General features: G+C 46.2%; 19 protein-coding genes and 2 CRISPR repeat arrays. Of the genes, 14 read left to right on the top strand and 5 right to left on the bottom strand.

From position 1 onward, the window contains the following. Window positions 1-3: 3 nt before the first annotated feature. On the bottom strand, window positions 4-624 hold the full coding sequence (locus J2S36_RS04395) for a DUF47 domain-containing protein (protein WP_309955945.1): 621 nt from the start codon (window positions 622-624) through the stop codon (window positions 4-6). 281 nt (window positions 625-905) lie between these two features. On the opposite strand from J2S36_RS04395, the gene J2S36_RS04390 reads away from it, so the two are divergent. The 10 genes from J2S36_RS04390 to J2S36_RS04345 all read left to right on the top strand — a co-directional run bounded on the left by J2S36_RS04390 (window position 906) and on the right by J2S36_RS04345 (window position 15,009). Next, window positions 906-2,297, top strand: coding sequence for a peptidase U32 family protein (locus J2S36_RS04390; RefSeq protein ID WP_309955943.1), 1,392 nt, complete (start codon window positions 906-908; stop codon window positions 2,295-2,297). Window positions 2,298-2,857: 560 nt separating this feature from the next. Beyond that, window positions 2,858-5,986 (top strand): CRISPR-associated helicase Cas3', encoded by a 3,129-nt coding sequence (cas3, locus tag J2S36_RS04385; protein WP_309955942.1) that lies wholly within the window; start codon window positions 2,858-2,860, stop codon window positions 5,984-5,986. Further along, window positions 5,976-7,709, top strand: a complete 1,734-nt coding sequence (casA, locus tag J2S36_RS04380) for a type I-E CRISPR-associated protein Cse1/CasA (RefSeq protein ID WP_309955940.1) — start codon at window positions 5,976-5,978, stop codon at window positions 7,707-7,709. The genes cas3 and casA overlap by 11 nt, the downstream gene beginning before the upstream one ends. Continuing rightward, window positions 7,699-8,334, top strand: a complete 636-nt coding sequence (gene casB / locus J2S36_RS04375; protein ID WP_309955938.1) for a type I-E CRISPR-associated protein Cse2/CasB — start codon at window positions 7,699-7,701, stop codon at window positions 8,332-8,334. Before casA ends, casB begins: the two co-directional genes overlap by 11 nt. A 64-nt stretch (window positions 8,335-8,398) precedes the next feature. Further along, on the top strand, window positions 8,399-9,505 hold the full coding sequence (cas7e, locus tag J2S36_RS04370; protein WP_309955936.1) for a type I-E CRISPR-associated protein Cas7/Cse4/CasC: 1,107 nt from the start codon (window positions 8,399-8,401) through the stop codon (window positions 9,503-9,505). A gap of 17 nt (window positions 9,506-9,522) precedes the next feature. After that, entirely contained in the window at window positions 9,523-10,242 is a 720-nt protein-coding gene (cas5e, locus tag J2S36_RS04365; RefSeq protein WP_309955933.1) for a type I-E CRISPR-associated protein Cas5/CasD, read from the top strand. A gap of 9 nt (window positions 10,243-10,251) precedes the next feature. Then, on the top strand, window positions 10,252-10,902 hold the full coding sequence (gene cas6e, locus J2S36_RS04360) for a type I-E CRISPR-associated protein Cas6/Cse3/CasE (protein WP_309955931.1): 651 nt from the start codon (window positions 10,252-10,254) through the stop codon (window positions 10,900-10,902). An 84-nt stretch (window positions 10,903-10,986) separates the two neighbouring features. Further along, the gene (gene cas1e / locus J2S36_RS04355) at window positions 10,987-11,928 is read left to right on the top strand and encodes a type I-E CRISPR-associated endonuclease Cas1e (RefSeq protein ID WP_309955929.1); all 942 of its coding nucleotides are present in this window, start codon (window positions 10,987-10,989) and stop codon (window positions 11,926-11,928) included. Window positions 11,929-12,049: 121 nt separating this feature from the next. Then, entirely contained in the window at window positions 12,050-12,496 is a 447-nt protein-coding gene (cas2e, locus tag J2S36_RS04350; protein WP_309955927.1) for a type I-E CRISPR-associated endoribonuclease Cas2e, read from the top strand. A 274-nt stretch (window positions 12,497-12,770) separates the two neighbouring features. After that, window positions 12,771-13,713: a CRISPR direct-repeat array (repeat unit 28 nt; unit sequence GTAAGCCCCGCGCATGCGGGGATGATCC). 307 nt (window positions 13,714-14,020) lie between these two features. After that, a CRISPR array of direct repeats spans window positions 14,021-14,661; the repeat unit is 28 nt; unit sequence GTAAGCCCCGCGCATGCGGGGATGATCC. 27 nt (window positions 14,662-14,688) lie between these two features. After that, a complete protein-coding gene (locus J2S36_RS04345; RefSeq protein WP_309955925.1) occupies window positions 14,689-15,009 on the top strand; it encodes a DEAD/DEAH box helicase in 321 nt (106 codons plus the stop codon). Here J2S36_RS04345 and J2S36_RS04340 read toward each other — a convergent pair. The 3 genes from J2S36_RS04340 to J2S36_RS04330 form a co-directional block, all read right to left on the bottom strand. Beyond that, complete coding sequence (locus tag J2S36_RS04340; protein ID WP_309955923.1) at window positions 15,006-15,476, bottom strand: hypothetical protein; 471 nt, start codon at window positions 15,474-15,476, stop codon at window positions 15,006-15,008. The two genes, J2S36_RS04345 and J2S36_RS04340, sit on opposite strands and share 4 nt — an antisense overlap. A gap of 104 nt (window positions 15,477-15,580) precedes the next feature. Then, window positions 15,581-15,874, bottom strand: coding sequence for a hypothetical protein (locus tag J2S36_RS04335; protein ID WP_309955922.1), 294 nt, complete (start codon window positions 15,872-15,874; stop codon window positions 15,581-15,583). 231 nt (window positions 15,875-16,105) lie between these two features. Continuing rightward, a complete protein-coding gene (locus J2S36_RS04330) occupies window positions 16,106-17,029 on the bottom strand; it encodes a DUF4862 family protein (protein WP_309955921.1) in 924 nt (307 codons plus the stop codon). A 712-nt stretch (window positions 17,030-17,741) separates the two neighbouring features. Here J2S36_RS04330 and J2S36_RS04325 point away from each other — a divergent pair. The 3 genes from J2S36_RS04325 (at window position 17,742) to J2S36_RS04315 (ending at window position 19,945) form a co-directional block, all read left to right on the top strand. After that, complete coding sequence (locus J2S36_RS04325; RefSeq protein ID WP_309955919.1) at window positions 17,742-18,134, top strand: GntR family transcriptional regulator; 393 nt, start codon at window positions 17,742-17,744, stop codon at window positions 18,132-18,134. Window positions 18,135-18,262: 128 nt separating this feature from the next. Then, entirely contained in the window at window positions 18,263-18,985 is a 723-nt protein-coding gene (locus tag J2S36_RS04320; protein WP_309955917.1) for an ABC transporter ATP-binding protein, read from the top strand. Window positions 18,986-19,033: 48 nt separating this feature from the next. After that, entirely contained in the window at window positions 19,034-19,945 is a 912-nt protein-coding gene (locus tag J2S36_RS04315) for a hypothetical protein (RefSeq protein WP_309955915.1), read from the top strand. Window positions 19,946-20,156: 211 nt separating this feature from the next. Here the strand turns inward: J2S36_RS04315 and J2S36_RS04310 are convergent, their stop codons facing one another. Further along, a complete protein-coding gene (locus J2S36_RS04310) occupies window positions 20,157-20,987 on the bottom strand; it encodes a glutaminyl-peptide cyclotransferase (protein ID WP_309955912.1) in 831 nt (276 codons plus the stop codon). 303 nt (window positions 20,988-21,290) lie between these two features. Here J2S36_RS04310 and pth point away from each other — a divergent pair, with 303 nt between their 5' ends. After that, window positions 21,291-21,875, top strand: a complete 585-nt coding sequence (pth, locus tag J2S36_RS04305) for an aminoacyl-tRNA hydrolase (protein WP_309957485.1) — start codon at window positions 21,291-21,293, stop codon at window positions 21,873-21,875. Window positions 21,876-21,909 lie beyond the last annotated feature (34 nt).

Here is a 21,909-nt window from a genome sequence, read left to right as displayed (position 1 = left end):
ACTTTAGGACTCCTTGATTGCGATGCTCTCAACCAAGCCGGCGAGGTTTTCGAAGGAATCAATTGCTGATTCGAGCGTGTCTACTACGAACTTCATCTTCAAAACTTCCATTGGCTGCGCATTTTCGGCGTTGAAAAGCTTTGAAATCAATGAGCGGTAGATCGTATCGCCGTGATTTTCGAGTTGGTTGATACCGACCCAGTAAGCGCGAGTTTTCTCGTCAAGCTTCTTCAAATTGCTTATCGCATCCGTTGTGGTGTGTGCGCAGTCATTGATGATTTGTACGAGTTTTAGTGCTTCTTCAGGAAGTTCTTGGACGCCGTAGAGTACAATGTCGTCTCCAGCTTCGTCGATTAAATCAATGCAATCATCGACGAGTGATACAAGTGCGTAAAGGTCTACACGGTCGTAGGGGAGTACAAAGCTGTTGTTAATCATGCGTTGCACTTTATGGTTGGCTTCGTCAGCCAGATTCTCAACGTCGTGGAGTTTGAGATTGAGCTCAGCGCGCTTTGTCGGCTCTGCGTGAGCCACCTGCGAGAGAATATCGGCTGCTGAAACGAGGTGCTCTGCCTGTTCACTGATGAGCTGAAAAACAGCCTTCCCGCCGCCAAACTTAGCCATGTTCATTCCTTTGGTATGTGAATTACTTACAAGTAAACAATAAATTAACTTTTGGTAAATCTGTACTTGCTGCGCAAAACTTTGCCGAAATAATTTTGCAGGAATGGGGTGTGTGGCGCGGTGTGAGACTCAGTGCACTTGATTTTGGGACTAAATCCCCATGTGAGGGCTTGATTATACTGGAGACGGTAAAATTAAAGATGTGCAGGGAAAGCAAATAAAAGTGGATGCTGCCGTCAAGATTAATACGTGGTCATCCAAAATGAGCTGCGAGGGGAAAATTGGGAAATATACAGGAAAAGCTACAGGTGAATCGCGGCTTAGCTGTACGGCGGCGCCAAAAACCGGAAGTTCTTGCTCCTGCTGGAAGTTTAGAGACTCTGCGTACGGCAATTGATTTTGGCGCGGATGCCGTCTATTGCGGTGGAAAAGCGTTTGGGATGCGAGCAGCGGCGAAGAATTTATCACTCGAAGATTTTGCTGCAGGTTTGGAATACGCCCATGCGCGCGGGGCGCGCCTTTTCGTTACTTGTAATATTCTGCCTAATTCTGACGAGGTGCAAGCCATGAATGAATACATGGGGCAACTCGGGGAAATCGGAGTGGATGCGCTGATCGTGTCAGATATTGGCGTGCTGATGGCGGCTCGGCAGGTAGCGCCAAATACAGAGATCCATATTTCAACGCAAGCGGGCGTGACTAATTATCAGGCTGCGAATGCACTGCATCAGCTTGGCGCCTCACGCGTGGTGTTGGCACGTGAGCTAAGTTTGGATGCGATTGGGCAAGTGCGTGCAAATGTGTCGGATGAGTTGGAAATCGAAGCTTTTGTGCACGGCTCAATGTGTATGGCTTTTTCGGGGCGTTGCTTGATTTCGCAGCATACCACGGGGCGTGATGCAAACCACGGTGATTGCGCGCAGTCATGTCGGTGGAAATATCATGTGGTGGAAGAAAAGCGGCCAAATCAGTTTGTTCCGGTAGAGATTACTGAGCGTGGCACATTCTTGTTTAACTCGCAAGATATGAATGTGCTTGATCATGTGCATGAGGTGATTGATGCTGGCGTGACGAGCCTGAAAATTGAAGGGCGCGCAAAAGGTGCCTACTATGTGGCGACGATGGCGAACGCTTATAAGACTGCGGTGAACTGTTATCTGGAACAGCGTGGATATGAGGCTTCGGACGGGGAAATATTGCGTGAGTTTACGCAGGAATCCTTGCGGTCAGATTTAGCTGCAGGGCGTGCGGGTGAGGTAAATTATCCGCAATGGTTGCACGATGAAGCAGAAAAAGTGACGCATCGTGAATATTCGACTGGTTTTTATTATCCAGAAAATCCGGCTTCCGAGAACGTGATAAGTGGCGGGTATATTAACGAATGGCGTTGGCTGGGGGAAGTACGAGAGTATGATGCACAAGCCGGGCGTTTGCGGATTTATGCGCGCAACAAGATTGCGCCTGGAATGGAAATTGAATTTTTGGCACCTGGGCGAGAGCCGGTAGCGATGCGTGTGCCAGCTGAAGGCTTACTTGATGAAAAAGGAAAGCCGGTGGAGCAAATCAATCATCCTGCGCATGAATTTTCTTTGCCGTGCAATGTTGAAATTCCGCATGGTGCAATGATCCGTGCGCAGATGAAGCGTGCAGGCGTGCGTGTAGCGCAAGCGTAAAGTATTGGCGAGTGCGTGAAGGTCGCGCTTTTAGCTGGTGCAGTAAGTTTTGTGTAATGCCGCTGTGTTTTGCTGTGAGACTGTGTATCTGGCTGGGGCCTTGGCTAATCTGACGTGAATGGGAGCTGTAAATTCTGAGAATTTACAGCTCCCATTTTGGAGGACACCGAACCTGAGAGCGCCTGTCGGCGCGAAGGCCGCTCGTAGCGGCAAATAATTGGAGCCCGGGGCTTTCACGATCCGGTGTCTTGGCTCTTACTCTAGTGGTGATCAGTGTATTTTGCCAAGTGTTTCACATAGTACAAATTCTTATCCGTCAGAAAATAATTGCACAAACGTGCGGGTGGTTTATCTCGCTTGGCGGTGATGGGGGGGGGAATCCGTCATACTCGAACTATCGGATATGTAAATATCGGGTGCGTATAGAAATATTTTTTGAGAAATATGTAAGATGCATAGCGTGGTGTGCATTACACAAATAGCCAAGTTTGCGGTGCGTATAATCTTGCAACTTCAGCTTCTGCTTATTTTTTTTACTTACGCATTTGTGAGGTGGTTTGATGAAAGATAGTTCAATTGAGCAGGAGAAAAAGAGCGAGCTTTTTCTTTCAAAAGGAGCCCGCATCGCCTGGGCAAAAAGCCCTTATGAGCGGTATGGAATTGCTGACGACAGTGACTTTGAGCCTAAATGGCTGCCGCTTTTTTATCACTGTGCCGATAGCGCGGGCGTAGGGAGAATGCTTACGCAAAAGTGGCTTGCACCCAGGCAAAAAGAAATGCTTGCGCGCGGCATTGGCTATAGGTGTGCTAATGAATGCGAAGCTGAAATAGCAGCTTTAGTCTCGTTCGTATGTGCTATGCATGATATTGGAAAGTTGACTCCAGCATTTGCGATTCAAGTAGATGATCTTGCCTTACACATGGAAAATTACGGTTTCACATTTTCCGGCATGACGGCAGAATCACGAAAACAGCTTCCGCATGCGCTTGCAGGAGAAGTAATCTTTAAAAAGCTCGTTCAGGATATGGGGTGGAGTAAGGGTGCAGCTAAGTCTTTGGCTTCTGTGATTGGTGCACATCATGGCATACCGCCGACCGCAAAAGATGTTAGCGATGCTTCTTCTCGGGCACATGAGCTTGGTCAAGACCAATGGGAAGCAGCCCGAGAAGAATTACTTTCCTGGTGTATACGTATATCGGGAGCAAAACCATATTTTAATCATTGGGGTACTGTAGATTTTTCTCAGCCATTGCTTGCTTTACTTTCTGGAATCGTGATCACAGCAGACTGGATTGCTTCTAATACCGATTATTTCCCGCTTATATCACGCAAAGATCTGAGGTACCGCGATGAGGTGTATTTTCGTGAGCGGCTGAGGTGCGCGTGGGCATTGATTGATTTACCGATTCCGTGGCGCCCGTATGAGGTGAATTCTGATACAGACGTTGATGCCCAGCTTCGTGCTGATTTTTCTTTACCGCCAGAGGCTTCTGCCCGCCCAATGCAAAGAGCTGCTTTTCAGGAGGCGCTTAATGCGGCAGATGAGCCTGCTCTTTTGCTTGTGGAAGACGTTATGGGGTCTGGGAAAACGGAAGCAGCTCTTTTGGCTGCTCATATTCTGGCTGCGCGGCAAGGAGCTTCGGGTGTGTGGGTCACTCTCCCCACTCAAACTACAGCTAATGCAATGTTTAATCGCTTACTGGCATGGGTTGCAGAGATGGAAAAGAGCAGTGACGGCACCAGTGATTTTGCTGTACAGCTACTGCATGGTCGGGCACATCTCAGCGACGATGTGCAGAAGCTGAAACGGCGTGGTTATGCGCTGCATAATAAGAAATTTTCTATTGACAGCGAAGCACAGCTGGAATCTGATATTGATGTTTTGCAGCGAAACATGGAAAAAACAGCATATCGGCAAGCTGCTCATTCTCTTCCGATACCAAACAGATCGTGCGATGTGGGGCGAGATGAAGAACTAGATCAGTCGGTTCATTCGTACAGGGCGAATAAAAAGTCTAGCAGCCGTATCTCCGTTCACCCCTGGGAATCTGGGAAGAAAGCATTGATGGCTGATTTTGTCGTAAGCACGATCGATCAGCTTTTGATGGTGGCGTTAAAAAGCAGACATTTAGCATTGCGGCATTTTGGGGCGAGCAGAAAAATCGTGATTATTGATGAGGTTCATGCCTGCGATGTCTTTATGAATCAGTATCTTTATCGCGCTATTGAATGGCTGGGAGCATATGGAGTGAGTGTGATAGCTTTGTCGGCTACTCTCGATGATGCTTCTCGTAAGGAACTGCTTCATGCTTACCAGCGTGGGCGGAACTATGCTCGCCCAAAGCTTTCGCGTAAAGACCGAGGAAAAAAGTGGAAAAAGCAAGACGCTAATCTTGTTTCTGATTTCGTCATTGCTCCACAAGAGCAGGAACCTTATCCTGCTCTTAGTGTGGCGACTGCTCATGGTGTTTCTACTGAGCACGTGGAATCTACACAAAATAGAAGTGTTTATGTGCGCCAGCTTGATGATTCAATTAATCATTTTCTTACAGAGAAATTACGTGACGGCGGATGCGCGCTCGTCGTGCGGAACACTGTGAAACGTGCTCAGGAAACATACGTGCAGCTTCAGGAGATTTTTGGGGACGACGTAGTGTTGATGCATGCGCGATTTATTGGTGCTCACCGTACAGAAAATGATCAGTGGCTGCTTGATAATTTTGGAAAGGATGCTCGGGAAGGGCGGCGTCCTAGAAGAAAAATTGTTGTCGCCACGCAAGTAGTGGAGCAAAGCTTAGATATTGATTTTGATCTGCTCATATCGGATCTTGCTCCGATTGATGTTTTACTGCAGCGTGCAGGGCGAGTGCATCGGCATTTAGGGCGCGTAAGACCTGTTGGTTTGGAAAATCCAATATGCTGGATCGCTGAAATGCCGCAAACCGGGGAAGAGCCGAATGTGGAACGCGGTTCAGCAGCTGTGTATGGAGAAGTCTTGCTATTGCGGACAGCTTTCGCGCTACAACCTTATATTTGCGGCGGTAAAACCCTGCGGCTTCCTGATGATGTGCGTCCGCTGATGTCTTTTGTGTATAGCGAGAAAGAAGAACAGAATCTGCCAAGTGAATGGGGGCAGAAATACGCTGTGGCTAAAAATAAGTTTCTTGAAAAGCGCAGGACATCTGAACAGAATGCACAAACATTTTGTTTAGATCGTCCCAAACCTGCTGGAAATGAATATGCGGTAGCGTCACTAGATGGCTGGGTGCAGGGGCATATTGACGGCGATGAAGATTCGCTGATTAGAGCAGGTGTGCGGGAAGGGGAAGATTCTTTGGAAGTCATTTTAGTAGATGCTGATGACGCTGAAAATATGGCTACGTGGCGACTCGTAGCTGGTGTTTCACCAGATATCCCGCGTGAGATACCGACGGATAGTAATCCGTCGTTTGCACAGGCGCAGGCATTGATGAATTCGATTGTGCGTCTCCCTGCAAAATTCACAAATCATGGTACTTTTGAAAGGACGGTGGAAGAGTTAGAAAGCCTACATCCAAGCTGGGATTACCATACGCCGGTGTATGGGCAGCTTGTGCTTCCGCTGGTACACGGTGAGACGATTGTACAGGGATGTACACTTCGATATTCGAGAGAGCTGGGTCTGATGGAGGTACGCAATGATTGCTAAAGATGGTGGCTTTGGTGTATCTAGCACATCGTCTGCGTCTTTTAACTTGGTAGATGAGCCATGGATTATGGTGCGGTATCTTGACGGAAATACTGGAGAAGTTTCGTTGCTGCAGCTTCTCGATCAAATGCAGAATATTGCGCAGATTGCAGGAGAGCTTCCCACCCAAGATTTTGCAGTATTTCGGACGATCCTTGCGATCTTTTATCGTGCACTTGATATTGAAACTAAAGCGGACTGGTTTGAGTGCTATCACGATCCTGAAACGGTATGCAGCGATGTACGTGAGTATCTAGCAGCAATGCATGACCGATTCGACTTGCGTCACCCAGAGTATCCGTTTTATCAGGTGCCTGGTAAAGGTACTGTGTGCGAGCCAGGAGTTTCATTAAGAAAATTAATTGCTGATTATCATAATAAAAAACAAGGGAATGAAGTTTATCCTTTCTTTGTTAATCGTGCATTAAATGGCTCAACAAAGATTACTTGGGCAGAAGCTGCTAGATGGCTTATCTATGTTCAACAATTTGATGTAGGTGGTCTGCATAGCAATCTTTTTGTCGATGGAAAAAAGATTGGCGGTTATGTCAATAGAGGTAAAAGTGGCTGGCTAGGGCAAATCGGTGGAATGTGGATTAATAGAGAAAATCTTTATGAGTCGATCTTTTTCAATTTAATTCCTACTGATTATTTTCCGTCTTCTGATCAGGGTGTAGAAGATTTTCCTTCTTGGGAAACATATGAAGTCTTTTGGAAAGATAGCAAAGGAAACATCATTGATACTGACAGGTTATTAAAGCAAGATCGTATTCCTCAAGGAATTATCTCATTGCTAACATGGCAAGCTCGGATGGTTTTTCTTGATGGTGACGATAGTGGAGTATCTGGAGTAGCGATTGGTCACAAACCTTATTTAATTTCAGGGGAGAATCGTTTTCTGGAGCCGATGACAACATGGGCTATCTCTCAAAAAGATACGAAAATAAGTAAAACTGCTATTTATCGCCCGAAACGGTATAATCCCGCTATTCAAGTATGGCGTGGTCTTTCTGCTATTCTTCCGCAGATTTCGATGAGTAACAAAGTTAATATTAATGGAGTCGAATATAGGCAATTCAGAAGTGCATTAATTATCGAATGGATCCATGAGCTTGTATCTGAGTGGAAAGAAGTTTCTCCACTGATCGATCTTCGCACCGTAGGTGTGATTTTTACAGACTCTAAGTCTTCTACCATAGAAACTATTCTCAACGATGGAGTTGAGTTGCCAAAGGTATTATTAGAGCCAGAAAGAGCTCATCTGCAGTTATTTGTGAGAGACAGCGTAAAATTAGTAGATAATGTAGCTAAAGCAGTATTTGTGCTGGCTTCTCAGACTTCTCAAGCAGCAGGGCAATCTACTGAAGAAGCTAAAGCTCCAGCCGAGGATTATAAGCGTAAGTTTTACTCGAATGTTGATCGTGATTTCCGTCAGTGGCTCAAAGAATTAAGAGACCCTAGCGATCAAGAAAAATTAGCTCGCTACTTGCGCAGAGCTGCAAATGATATGGAACAAGAGATTACGGAATCACTCCCAACGGATATTTTATTTGCGGCGAGCAGAGCGATAAATCGTTACCGGCGAGTCGTTAATGAGTCCTTAAAAAATAGTTTGCTGATTGATCTTCATAATAACCAAAAAGGCAGCGCCGCGAAAGAAAAGGACGGGCGTGATGGTAAATAATAAACGAGTTAGTAATGCGATAGTAAAGGCTCGTCTGGAGCGACTGCAGAAAGCATTTCTTGCGGGTCAGCCTTGGAGTAAAGCAACATTGGCTCATCTTCGTGAAGCAATCGGGAAAGAGCCTGGAAGCATTCCTGAAATATGGCAGATCACGAGTATGCCTGTTCCTGAGGAATGGCACAGTGATAAGCCTACCTGGGAAGAAAAAGCGGCACACTGGGTTTTCGTTCTCTATGCCCGTCATCAGCAGTCAAAAACCCAGCCAATGCATTCCGAAGAGAAAAGTGCAGCTTTTGGACGAGCCGTCAGGAATTTAACTAACTCAGATGATCAAGATGATTCCCCGATAAATAGACGAATCAAAGCAACAATTAGCGCGGATACACTTGATAGCCTCTGTGCTCATATGTCTGGACTCATTTCACAGCTTCGCAGCAACGAGATTCCGCTTAATTACGTACAGCTCTATGATGATCTGGTTTTATTCCAACAACCAGGAGGAGCAGATACTGTTCGCCGGCGTTGGGCGCGAGATTACGTTAATTCATGCGTCAAGCCGCAAGAGGATGACGGTGATAGCGATGGTAATAAAGAAGAAGCGATTGGCACAGATTATCAGGTGTAATACACGCATACTTTAATCACTCATCTATAAAACTCTGATATGCAGATATTGAAAGGGAAATACAATGACTACTTATATTGATTTTCACATTATCCAGACCGTTCCACCGTCACTCATCAACCGCGATGATAACGGAAGTGCAAAGACAGCAATGTATGGAGGTGTTCGCCGTCACCGCGTTTCCAGCCAATCTTGGAAACGGGCAGCACGGCTTGCTTTCAATGGCGACTTACCCAAAGCAGAAGCGGGTATTCGCACAAAGCGAGTTATTGATTTAGTAGCTCAAAGGATTATTGAAAAGCGGGCTGATTTGGCTGAAATGGCTGATGGGAAAGCTCAGGCTGTGCTGGAAGCAGGTGGAGTTAAATTTGACCAGCCCAAGAAAGGTGAGGAAGGAAGAAATCCTGATTCTAAATTTTTGTGGTTCCTTTCCAATGTGCAAATCGATTCTCTAGCTGATATTGCTATCAATTCTGCGGATCAAAATGTAAAACCAGACAAAAAATCAGCTAAAAATGCATTGAAACAATTAAATTCTTACGATCTTGCTCTTTTCGGCAGGATGGTTGCAGACGATAAAGACCTTAATGTGGATGCTTCCTGCCAAGTGGCTCACGCGATTTCCACACATGCTGCGGCACGTGAGTATGATTACTTCACAGCTGTTGATGACGTAAAATCTGCTGACGCTTCTTCAGATGCGGGTGCAGGCATGATTGGGACGGTAGAATTCACATCGTCCACGCTATACCGTTACGCGACAATCAATCTGCAGGCTTTAGAAACATCGCTCGGCGATGTAGATAGCGCGAAGCGTGCAGTCGCTGCATTTGCGAAAGCATTTATTACATCTATGCCGACTGGAAAACAAAATACCTTCGCAAACGGCACTCTCCCTGAAGCAGTATATATTGCGGTACGCAATGATCAGCCAGTCTCTCTCGTGCAGGCATTTGAAAAACCAATAACGGCAAACGAAACAAGCGGATATTCCAGCCGCTCCATCGAAGCGCTCGCCAAGTATGAGCATGAACTCGAAAAAGTGTACTCCAAACCCAAGGCCGCATTTACGATGGCTATCGGAGATAAAGGCGAAGAATTTGCTGCACTCGGAGAAAGCGTGGCTCTAGCTGACCTTGAAGAACGTATCATAGCCGTATTAAGCGCTTAGCTAGCCGAGGTTCAATAATGAGTGTATTAATACTTCGCTTAGCTGCACCGCTTCAGGCGTGGGGAGATTCCTCTCGATACAGTGTGCGAGAAACGCAGGATGCTCCTACCCGTTCTGGAATTTTAGGGCTGCTGTGCGCTGCGGAAGGGCGAGATCGGAAAGCTGATATAAGTGATCTGAACGATTTGCAATTAGCAGTACGCATTGATCAGCCAGGGAAGCTCTTGCGAGATTTCCAGACCGAGCGTTCTTTAGACGGAAAAGTAAGCATGCCATTATCTGCACGCTTCTACCGAGAAGATGCGGTCTATACCGTATTTATCTCAGCGGAAGCGGAAAAAATTACGCACTTTGATCGGGTGCTGCGGAATCCCGTTTATCCACTCTATTTGGGAAGGCGTTCCTGCCCTCCGGCTCAACCTTTAATTATGGGCATTGTGGAGATGGATCTTTTGCGAGCATTGCAGACGTATCCGTGGCAAGCAGCTGAATGGTATCAGAGACGTATTGCGTGTAGAGGCGAAGAATATTGGGCTGAAGCATTACTGGATCCAAGTATCGAATGGGCAGACGAAGCACACTCCATTACAGAACTGCATCGAGATATTCCCGTCTCATATTCACGTGAGAAAAGAGAATATACGTGGAGAAAAGTGCGCCGGGTTCAGGTGAAGCTATATCAGCCTGAAGATTATGCCGCTCATGATCCGATGGAATTGCTTGTGCCGAACCTTTAGAGGAGAAAAATGTACTTTACCAGAATTGAGCTGAATGCTGTTCGGCGTCAAACTCGTAAGCTGCTTGGGAATCCTGAAGCGATGCATGCAGCAGTGTCTTCCCTTTTTCCCAGATCATTAGAAGAAACGGGAAGATTACTGTGGCGAGTAGATCGCTTGCGTGAAGCTCTTTATGTCTATCTTGTATCTGAGAAGAAGCCTGATGCTGCGAGTCTGATTGAGCAAGCAGGTTGGGAAACGGCTCCCGCACAAATAGCTGATTATTCTGCATTTTTAGATCAGCTGACGAAAGGGCAACAGTATGCATTCAAGTTGTGTGCCAATCCCACACGCACGATATGGATTCCAGGAAGCAGAGGGAAAAGAGTTCCCCACGTAACAGCTCACCAGCAGCTTCAATGGTTTCTAAATAAAACTGAAGCATTAGGAATTAGCTGCGTTGGCGAAAGTGAGAGCGAAAATCCTACTGTACAAATCACAAGGCGCGGGCAACAGCTGGTTTACAAACGAGCAAACCAGCGAGTTCCGATCACATATGCGGTATTTGAAGGCTTGTGTACCGTCACCAATCCAGAATTATTACGTAAAGCGTTATGCGAAGGAGTGGGACGGGAGAAAGCATACGGGTATGGGTTATTGACGTTAGCGAAACCAGAATAATGGCAGTACTGATACTGGATGCGCTTAGAACATGCTGAAATACGGGAACGCGGTACTGCTTTAGAACTGTGAATTGAGAGCATTGTGGGAATTTTTGATGTCACGAGCAGGATAAGTCTTCCGCGCTTAAAAGATCGGATCACTTTCCTTTACCTTGAACATTGCGTTGTGCACAGAGCTGATGGCGCGATCACAGCCAGAAATGAAACTGGCACGATCAACGTTCCAGCTGCCCAGTTAGTCTGCATCATGCTTGGTCCTGGTACTTCTGTTAGCCATCAGGCAGTCACACTCATCGCCGAATGCGGAGTTACTTTAGTATGGGTCGGCGAGAATGGAGTTCGCTATTACGCGCATGGACGATCCTTGGCGGAATCAAATCTTGTGATCCAGCAGCAAGCGCGTCTCGTCACCGTCAAAACGGAACGACTGCGGGTAGCTAGAGAAATGTACGCGATGCGTTTTCCCGATGAGGATACATCTGGCTATACAATGCAACGTTTACGAGGGCGTGAAGGAGCAAGAATCAAAGCCATCTATCGAGAGGAAGCTGAAAGAACTGGGGTAGCGTGGAAAGGGAGAGACTATAAACCCGAAGATTTCAATGACTCAGATCAGATAAATCAGGCACTATCTGCTGCAAATGCGGCACTGTATGGCGTGGTTCATTCCGTCATTGTCGGCTTGGGTGCTTCTCCTGCTCTAGGATTCATCCATTCAGGGCATGAGCGATCATTCGTGTATGACATTGCTGATTTATATAAGGCAGAATTATCGATTCCTTTAGCTTTTGATGTAGTTGCTGCAATGCCAGTGAATCTTACGAGTGCAATCCGTACAAGAATGCGTGATCAAATATTTGAAAGAAAGATAATTCAGCGAGCCGTCAGCGATATTTTGACGCTTTTAGGGGCAGCTAAAAAGAAAGATGAAATCAATACTGATGTGGTGACTCTCTGGGATTTCCAGCGTGGAGAAATTGAAGCTGGAGCTAACTATGATGCCGATAATGTCAGTGGATTCTAATTATGGGTATCGATATTTGAGAAGGACTTTGCGAAATACTGTGAAAGCAAAGTTTCAAGTTGAAGAGATAAAAGTAGAGGGATATGGAGAGAATAGAGACGCTTGAGACGGCGGAGGCAGGATGATAGTTCTCGTCACATCAGCGATACCTAACCTTTTGCGAGGAAAACTCACACGGTGGCTTTTCGAGCTAATGCCTGGGACATTTGTGGGGAACGTATCTGCAAGAGTTCGTGATGAATTATGGACCGAAGTGGAAGAAGGAGCTGGGCGAGGAAAAGCACTCCTTGTTTACCCTGAACGTAACGAGCAAGGAATGGCATTTCGTACGGTCGGGCAAACTTGGCAGCCAATGGAAATAGAGGGTCTGACGCTTATTCTTCAACCAAGCAGAGGGGCGAATACGGCGCACGTATCTAAAAAATCAAAAAAATCGAGCGCAATGGAAAGTTTTCCTCGTAAGGAAAAAACTCAAGATAAATCGGAAGGATGGAGTATTGCTTCGCGTCGGAGACGTTTTCGTACTGCCGTAGAGCGGCAAGCGCAAGAGCATTATCCTGAGGATTGATTTTTGCGATTCGTGAGAGAAACATATTACGACATTTTGTACGGCTTAATTAGGAAAAGGATTCTATTCCGGATAAAAGGTTGCTTGAAAATTGTAAAGTGTTATTGAATGTGGATGCGGATGACAGCGGATCTGAGATTAGCTATGGATAAGGAAAATTAGGATCAGATGTAAAACTGAATCGGTGTTAATAGCTATTTGAGCATCTTGCAGTTTTACTTTTGCAGTAATAATTTTATTGAAGGATCTAACGGGAAAATGCTGGTCACTTAATGTAAGCCCCGCGCATGCGGGGATGATCCCTGCTGCTCATTTATAGCGCTCATTATCAACACGTAAGCCCCGCGCATGCGGGGATGATCCTTTCAGTCCACATGGAATTCTGCCTCCATGTGGGTAAGCCCCGCGCATGCGGGGATGATCCTGGCACTAAGGAAAATATTGGTACAGGTGTCAGGTAAGCCCCGCGCATGCGGGGATGATCCCCGGCACCCTAAAATTCACTGACACACTACCTGGTAAGCCCCGCGCATGCGGGGATGATCCCGGTTGGCGGTGGAAAACCCCTCCAACCGTGAAGTAAGCCCCGCGCATGCGGGGATGATCCCCCGCCGATATTATCTGAATAGAATCTCGCAAAGTAAGCCCCGCGCATGCGGGGATGATCCCTTTGTCTCGATGATGACTCTTACTCAGCAGCAGTAAGCCCCGCGCATGCGGGGATGATCCCCAATTTGGCGTTGAAGCCTTTGGCTCTGGTAGGTAAGCCCCGCGCATGCGGGGATGATCCCCAATTTGGCGTTGAAGCCTTTGGCTCTGGTAGGTAAGCCCCGCGCATGCGGGGATGATCCCCAATTTGCTCTTTGAAAGCATGATATCTCTTAGTAAGCCCCGCGCATGCGGGGATGATCCCTGTGTGCAGACCTCACTCACTCTAAAGAGTGGGTAAGCCCCGCGCATGCGGGGATGATCCCTGGTTCTGCTTTCTCATCTCGATAAATGATCCGTAAGCCCCGCGCATGCGGGGATGATCCCAAGACACCGCCCAGCTAGTACCGAATCACGGCGTAAGCCCCGCGCATGCGGGGATGATCCCAAGACACCGCCCAGCTAGTACCGAATCACGGCGTAAGCCCCGCGCATGCGGGGATGATCCCTCGTCTTAAGGCACAAAAAGTTTTGTTGAGGCGTAAGCCCCGCGCATGCGGGGATGATCCCCACACAAAAATATGGGTAAACGAAAAATACGCCACCCTTCCACGATACAATGAGATACCAAATAACTTTGCGAAAAAAATCTTAAAGCAAATTGGAGCAGACTAATGGGAACATACACCGCACGCGCGACACGTGAATGTGATTGGTGGACTGTGACCGTCGATGAAATAGACGGACTTTTCACAATGGCACGCCGCCTTGACCAAATACCAGACCAGGTAAAAGACGCACTAGCCTTATTCCCCGAAATCGAAAAAGCACCAGAAAAAGCAAAAATAAACATACTCCCAATCGGAGAATATATTGAGTAAGCCCCGCGCATGCGGGGATGATCCCCCGCCGATTACGAGCTGCCCTGATTTGCGTAAGAGTAAGCCCCGCGCATGCGGGGATGATCCCTGGGAAGACAGCTCAGAACCAACATGGGTGAGGTAAGCCCCGCGCATGCGGGGATGATCCGTATTTGATGATATTTTCTGCCGTATTGTTTTTGTAAGCCCCGCGCATGCGGGGATGATCCCTTTCCGATGTAGGCAGGGCTGAGGTGTCCATCGTAAGCCCCGCGCATGCGGGGATGATCCCCTAACCATCACAATCGCACGACTACCCTTTGGGTAAGCCCCGCGCATGCGGGGATGATCCGTATTTGATGATATTTTCTGCCGTATTGTTTTTGTAAGCCCCGCGCATGCGGGGATGATCCTAAAGATTTTCACAAAAGACACACTCACAGCCAGTAAGCCCCGCGCATGCGGGGATGATCCTAAAGATTTTCACAAAAGACACACTCACAGCCAGTAAGCCCCGCGCATGCGGGGATGATCCCCACGCGGGCGGTTCTTGTTCTTGATCTTCTTTGTAAGCCCCGCGCATGCGGGGATGATCCGTCATGAGATTTTACTGTTTTGGTTAATGTAACGTAAGCCCCGCGCATGCGGGGATGATCACGTTTCCCGCAAGCTAGAGTCCTGGATGTGGCAAAAGACTTCACTGACTGGAATAGTCAGAAGATTCGGATTGGGTTGATTCATCCAGCCTCGGCAGGGCATGGGCTCAACCTCCAAACTGGCGGGCACCTCATCTGCTGGTATTCCCTCACGTGGTCGCTAGAGCTTTACCAGCAGTTGAATGCTAGGCTCTACCGGCAAGGGCAGACTTGTCCGGTTACTATCACGCATCTGATTGCGAAAGGCACTATCGATGAGCAAGTTATGGCAGCCCTAGAGCGTAAGGATACAAGCCAGAGTGCTTTGCTGGATGCGGTAAAAACTTGTCTTGGGGGTGTGGGGTGCTAGCTTTTGGCAAGCTGGGAGATACGCCCCCTGCTTACACCCATAATCACAGCAGCATCAGAACTAGTCACCCCTGCAGCAAGCAGGTTATGCACTACTGCGCGAGTTTGAGCAGCGGCAGCTTCTTGCGCCTTAGCAGCAGCAAGCGTAGCACTCTTAGCAGCTTCGATTTGGGTACTCAAACCATCCAGACTAGGGATAACGTCAATATCCCATCCGGAATGGTCTACCTCTGGGTATACAGTGTCCAGATAATCTACAACCTTATGTGAACCTGCTGCGGTAATGAAAGCGAATGCCCCAAAATCAGTAATCTTCTCAATAGAGGTTTTACTTACATCGCCTACATACGGCAGCCCAAGTATAACGAGACTGTTGTTGCAACAGTAGTGAATACTTTTGCCAGTGAGGTCTTCATGCCCAGTTCCCTCTTTCTGAGCCAGTAACAGCAAAATATAAGTATCTTGCATTACAGTGCATCATATGTCGCGAAATGGTGAAGTAATGGCAGCCAAATACGAGAACGGCAACAGAAGATTTTTATTTAATCTCCAAGACTGTAAATAAAAATCCTTTAACCAAGAAATAAAAATCCGCCGATAACGGAAACTAACGCCGATAAAATCCCGACAATTACAGTGGCAATAAACGTTTTTTCTGCCTGCTTAAAATCTTTCCTGCCCGCATGCCACGTCACTAAAAGGACAGCAGCAACAGCCGTAAATAAGACTGTAGGAATGTACCATTCAAGCACAGACTTGCCTTGTATTCCTCGCACAAGAAAAGTGATGAAGAAGAGCAGCGCGCCACCAGCAGATGTCAATCCACCCGATAGGAAACCCTCACGTACTCTCTTTTCGCTCAGCAAAATACACTCCCGGTAGTAGGTAGTAGGAAGAAGCGTAAACGGAAATAAAACTTCTTCACGGAAACCGCCTCGAACCCCTCGGGGTGACTTCCCCTACACTCTACCAAAACCATCATGAAAACACTACCAATAGCCATGATGGGCAATCCGGCCGTTAAAAATTGCGACATCTTCACGTCGGACTTTGCCGCAATTTTTTCAGGATTTTCATTGAAAATGAGATTTAGTTCGTCAGTTCAGGTAGTTCGCTAATTCTGCTATTTCGCGCAGCAGAGCTATGCGTTCTGGATTGGATCCAGAGGAAAGAGATATTTTTCCTCCGATATATTTCGGGGCGCTTTCAAGAGCTGCCTCAAAAGCGGCGCGTCCCAGATCGCGGGTTAAGACAGATGCAGGTTGGTGTTCGTGCAGTCCAATATGGGCGTCAACCCAGGGTCCCCATTGTCCGTCATGTTGATTCTGCGCTCCCGAAAGAATCATACCGCCCAAGTGTCCACGGGCTGCCGTTTGCTGAATATGTTCAAGAGGTAGATCGGTGCTGCGTCCTTCGATGGCGTCACGCCCCCAGTTGAGTGACTCGAATATGTTCGGTGCCCCTACTGCTTCAATAGCCGCCAGCTCGTCGTCAAGGCTCAAAAATCCTTTTTCTACCGCGTGTTCTTCTGTCCAAGCGTCGCAGTGTTCGATTGTTAACTTTGCCCCGTCAAGATCCCATTGTGCGAGCTCTTCTAGAGAACGCTGAAGAGCTTCGCGGGTGCCTTTCTCTTGAGGCGCAGTATGTAAGGCGAGGAATGAGAAGAATTGCCTGCCGGTCAGGTCATTCATTTCTTTCATTGTTTCAACGGCTGCGCGTAGGAATGCTAATCCTGCGTGGCGTCCGTCTTCATCGGGGGAAGCAATTCCCCATGATTTATCCCCAATATGTTTCATCGCTCCTGGAATTGGGGTTAAGACGTTTACGGCGTAGACGGGCTTCATCTGCTGAGCAAACCAATGAGGATCTTCGCGTAGTCCGTCGCCGAAAAATGGAATTTCCAGCCCGCCAATCCAAGGTTCTTGCGCTAGGAGATCGTAATATTCTTCTTGCCAAGCAAGATCTCCAGATGTGGAGGCGTAGGCGCCGATCAGGAATGGGATATCGTGTGCAGCAGACATATTGCGCCTTTCTTTGCTTATTTGGCTTATTTGCTTACTAATAGGAGTAATTTTGAGCGGAGTTGGCTGAGAGTGTCTCAGATAATTTAGTCTCAGCAGATTCTTCTGTCTTTATTGTAGAACGAGTCGCGAGCAAATTTTGTGAAAATTTCTGCTAAAGCTTTTGTGATCATACTTTGCAAGAGTTCATAGTCTTGGTAGGACGCTGAATATTTATCCAAATTTCATACAAGTCCACAAAACTACTGCCACAACTCTGAACTCGCTGTCTCATAGGCGGTTCATTTCACCGGCACGCTCCTAGATGCAAAGCGATTCAGACAAAACCAATTATGCAATCGCACCAGCCGCCTGCCATAAACTGTGCGAAGGATCGCCGTGGCTAAACGATCATTAACCATCCGCACCGTGGGATTCTGAAAATTCTGTGAGTACCTTTGAGTCATGTTCAAATCCTCGCAAAAACAGGCAGGAATAAAACCAGTACGTTTCAGAACTGCGCTAGTGTTTTCGTCTTTGCGAGCGGTGAGTAGTCAATATTGTGTGCAGTGTTAATTGTTTGACGGAGCGGTCTTTTCTGAAGCAGCTATCGGTGTGATTAGAAATCTATTATTGTATTGCTTCACTAATACAATCTGTGTTACTGTGTTAGTACAGTTCGAGCTGAGTGTTAAATCTGTTTTCGGAATGGCGTTGGAGAAAAAGGGGAGTGATGGTATTAAAAAGTTTTCAAATTGATCCAAATCGGCCGATTAGTGAGCAGGTTGTTGCAGAATGTATGCGGCTCATTGTTACGGGGGTGTGGGAGCCGGGGGAAAAGATTCCAAGTGTTCGTGTGCTTGCTGTGCAGTTTGGAGTGAATCCCAATACTGTGCAGAAATCTCTTAGCGTTCTCGATGAGCGAGGCTTACTTGTTTCTCCTAGTACGGCTGGAAGATTTGTGACGGAGAATGTGGAGCTTGTTACGCAGTCTCTTGAGGGGATAGCGCGAATGTATGTGGAAGAGTTTGCGGAACGGATGCAATCTCTGGGGGTTACGTCTAAGCAAGCAAGAGAATATTTGTCTGATTTTTGGGATGCCGGCGCGGTAGAAAACGCAAATTGAAATCTGCGAAATTTCAATTTATGCAATCTGAAAACAGGGCTTTGTGTAAGGAAAATGTAAACGTTTTCGTTTCCGGCTTTAGTTGTGGGAGCGAAACAATGGAACGGTTGAATGTGTAAGGATGATAAATGTCTAACGCGATTTATGTTGAAAATTTAAGTAAATCTTATGGTGGTTCACGAAAGAAAAATAATGTGCAGGCATTGCACCAAGTGAATCTCGCAATCCCCAAAGGTCAGATTGTTGGGCTGATGGGTGAGAATGGGTGTGGCAAAACGACGTTGTTAAAAATTCTTGCCGGAGCGGTACTTGATTATGAAGGCACGGTTTTGCTAAATACTCAACGCCCTGGAGTACTGACGAAATCTCGGACGAGTTTTCTATCTGATTCTTTGTCGGTACCGAACCGGCTCACTGGAATCCAAGTGGCACAAATGTATCAGGATTTCTTCTCCGATTTTGATCAAGAAAAAGCGCTTGAAAAATTGCGTTATTTTGGAGTGCCGATCGATCGTGCGGCTGCAACTCTCTCTAAAGGGCAAGTTGAGAAAATGCAAATAGCAATGGCAATGTCTCGAAAAGCTGATTTATATCTTTTGGATGAACCTTTATCGGGTGTCGATCCAGCTGCGCGTGATCAGATTTTGCACGGGATTCTCAATGATTTCAACCCAGAATCAACAATGATAATTTCAACTCATCTAATTCAAGATATTGAAGCCATTGTGAGTTACGCGGTTTTTATGAATGACGGAAAGATTCGACTTGCCGGTGATGCTGACGGCTTGCGTGAAAAGCATGGAACTGGCTTAGATCAACTTTTCCGAGAAATGTATAAGTGGACAGCCTGAAAGCGTCTGGAATTTGTTATCGGAAATTAGAAAATGGGTGGAATAGTGATGGAAAAGAAAAATTTGCGAAATAAAGTTTCATTTGCTGCGTTAATGCGGCATGAATGGCGTTTGAATGGTCGGCTAGTTTGGGGATTTATTGGTGTGCAACTTAGCTTGCTGATCATAAATTTACTTATTGGATATTTACCTGCAGCTTGGATGATCGGGTTATTCGGTAATACTGTTTCTTTTGTTTATGTTTTAAGTATCATCATCATTAATGTTTTTGCGGTGCTGGTTTGTGTTGTGCTAGCAAGTAGTTACTTTGAATCGATGCATGGAAAATATGCATTTTTTACGGCAGGTATTCCGGTACGTGGAAGTGTGCATCTTTTCGTAAAGATGCTTCACTCTTGGGTGGCTTTTGTATTGACAGTAGTGACGGCGATCATTGCTAGTATCGTTATCACTGTGGAAATAAATGCGCATGAACTTCGAGGTAAATTTGCGCAGATGCTTGCAGATGGTGTTCCTCTTAGCGGTAGTGATATGCGCGTGATGCATGGAATAGATTTCCTGAAGCTGCAGTTTGAAATGTACCCGTCATACATTATCGGTGGACTGATTCTTGCGTTATTTTACAGCATCAGTCTCGTAGCAGCGTTTGCTTTTATTATTACGATTGGTAGTACACAGCGGATGCGTCGCTTTGGTGGTGTGAATGGTGGACTCGTGATCATGACTATTGCAACTTGGGTTTGTACCCAGATAATCGCTGTCATTTTAACTGCTGTAGTGCCATTGACGATCAGGGAAAGTAGTAATTCTTGGAGTGGTTTTGAGCTTTCACCCAGAGAATTTGGTTTTATCGCAGCAAATCATGAGTTACCACTCGGGATGGTATTGGGAGTTTTCTTATTCATTTTTGGATTCATATTTTTCACGGCGCGTAACTTAAATCGAAAGCTAAGTCTGTGAGCCGATAGTTTTCTGTTTTGCTTGAGTAGTGAAATTGGGAAGTGGATTTACTTGGAGGGGCGGTGCTTACAAGAAGCTGTAAGTAAATTTTGCTGCGTTGCAATATGCGTAGGATGTATATGGTAGCGGAAGTAATTAAAGACGGGATGCGCGCAAACATAAACTGTGCAAACAGTTTTATGGGAGCGTGCATCGTCATTAATGATTATTCTCAGTTCAGAAGTTTTACAAGGTATATTTTCTTCCAAAGTTTACCTGTAATATAAAACAGATTATCTGTAGAGTGGGCGATACCGTTCAAAACTGCGTCTGGATTTTTAACGCCATTTTCGTCACTAATCTGCTCCGCCAGATCAGTTAAATCCCAAGTATTTGTGACGGTTTCACTTTTCGGATCGAGGGCAATAATTTTGTTCGTGAGCCAAATATTGGCATAAATTTTTCCATTCGCGCATTCCAGCTCGTTGAGATTTTTGATTCCGACAGATATTTCGCCTTTTTTATTCAGATTTTTATCGTATTTGAGGAGCTTATCTGAACCGTTCGAGATGTATACGGTGCCGCTAATATTATCGGCACATATTCCCCAAAAATCACCTGGGTATGCAATAATTTTCAGATTATTCGTGGATATTGTGGAAGCTGCTTTATTTGCAAAGAAGTTGGCAGGATATTGGTAAATTTTATTTTCTTTCCAAGTGCCTTGCCACCATTGTGCGCCAACCTGGGTGAGGCCTTCGGCGAAAACATGATCAGGAAGCTGCATATTTTTAGTTACAGTTCCTGTTTTGTGGTTTATTGTCCCGATAGTCGATGCGCCGTATAGGCCCGAACTGTATGCGAGATGTGTCTCATCAAGTTTCTCAAGTCCTTGGATAAAAAGTGGTTCGCTCAATTGGGTGCTTGATATAAGCTGCACGCTAGATTTTGCGGGAGCTAGATCCTTTTTCAAATATTGATACCCGGCAAAGCAGCTAATAAAAATCACGGCAAAACCTAGTAGACCTCCGATGAGCGCATATTTTTGACGGGAGGAATACAAAATTTAAGCTCCTTGAAAGGGTTTGAGGTAAAAGCGAATACTTTCATTAAAATATCATGAATATTTTATCTGCCTGTGATGTAGTATGTGTCACTAATCTCGTCAATGGGTTTAGTTTATTAGCTGCCTTGTGTGTGAAATAACTGGATGGTTTCGGATACGTCAATCTGAAATAATGGTTTGATGTCGGCACCGGTAGTGGAAACATCCAGAGAAGATACAAAATGCTAGTAAGATGGATATGTTTTGTTTATCGGCGTGGTGTTTATGGAATAAGTTGTGAAAAATAGGCAGGAGTATGCGATGTACACAGTTTTTGGATTAGGTAATCCTGGCTCACAATATGCTCATACTCGGCACAATATTGGTCAAATGGTGATTGCCGAAATCGTGCATCGCGCGGGTACCACTTTATCTGCACATAAAGCGTCAAATACTCACGCTGCATCAATGCGTCTTGGTTTAGCTCCAGGTAATCCAGGAATGCAGGTAATTGCCGGTATTAGTAATGGGTATATGAATACTTCTGGCGGGCCAGTAAGTGCTTTGCTCAACTATTTTGGTCAAATCCCAGAAAATCTGATCGTGATCCACGACGATCTTGATTTACCCTTTGGTGAGTTGAAATTAAAACGTGGCGGCGGCGAAGGTGGTCATAACGGTCTCAAATCGATTACCAAATCGCTTGGTACGAAAGACTATATTCGGATGCGTTTTGGGATTGGGCGTCCGCCAGGGCGGATGGATCCGGCAGATTTTGTGCTTGGAAAGTTTAACGCACAAGAGCAGAAAGAACTTCCATTATTAATTAGCGAAACGGCAGACGCGGTTGAAGCCGTCCTTACTTCCGGTCTGGAAAAAGCGCAGATGCGGCTGCATACCAAATAAAGCTGTAGTAAAAATAAGCTGATCCAGATTGCCG

The sequence above is a fragment of the Arcanobacterium hippocoleae genome, from assembly GCF_031456295.1.
GTDB classification, from domain to species: domain Bacteria; phylum Actinomycetota; class Actinomycetes; order Actinomycetales; family Actinomycetaceae; genus Arcanobacterium_A; species Arcanobacterium_A hippocoleae.
Note: the sequence above shows the minus strand (reverse complement) of the source record. Positions and strands in the feature narration are given on the sequence as shown.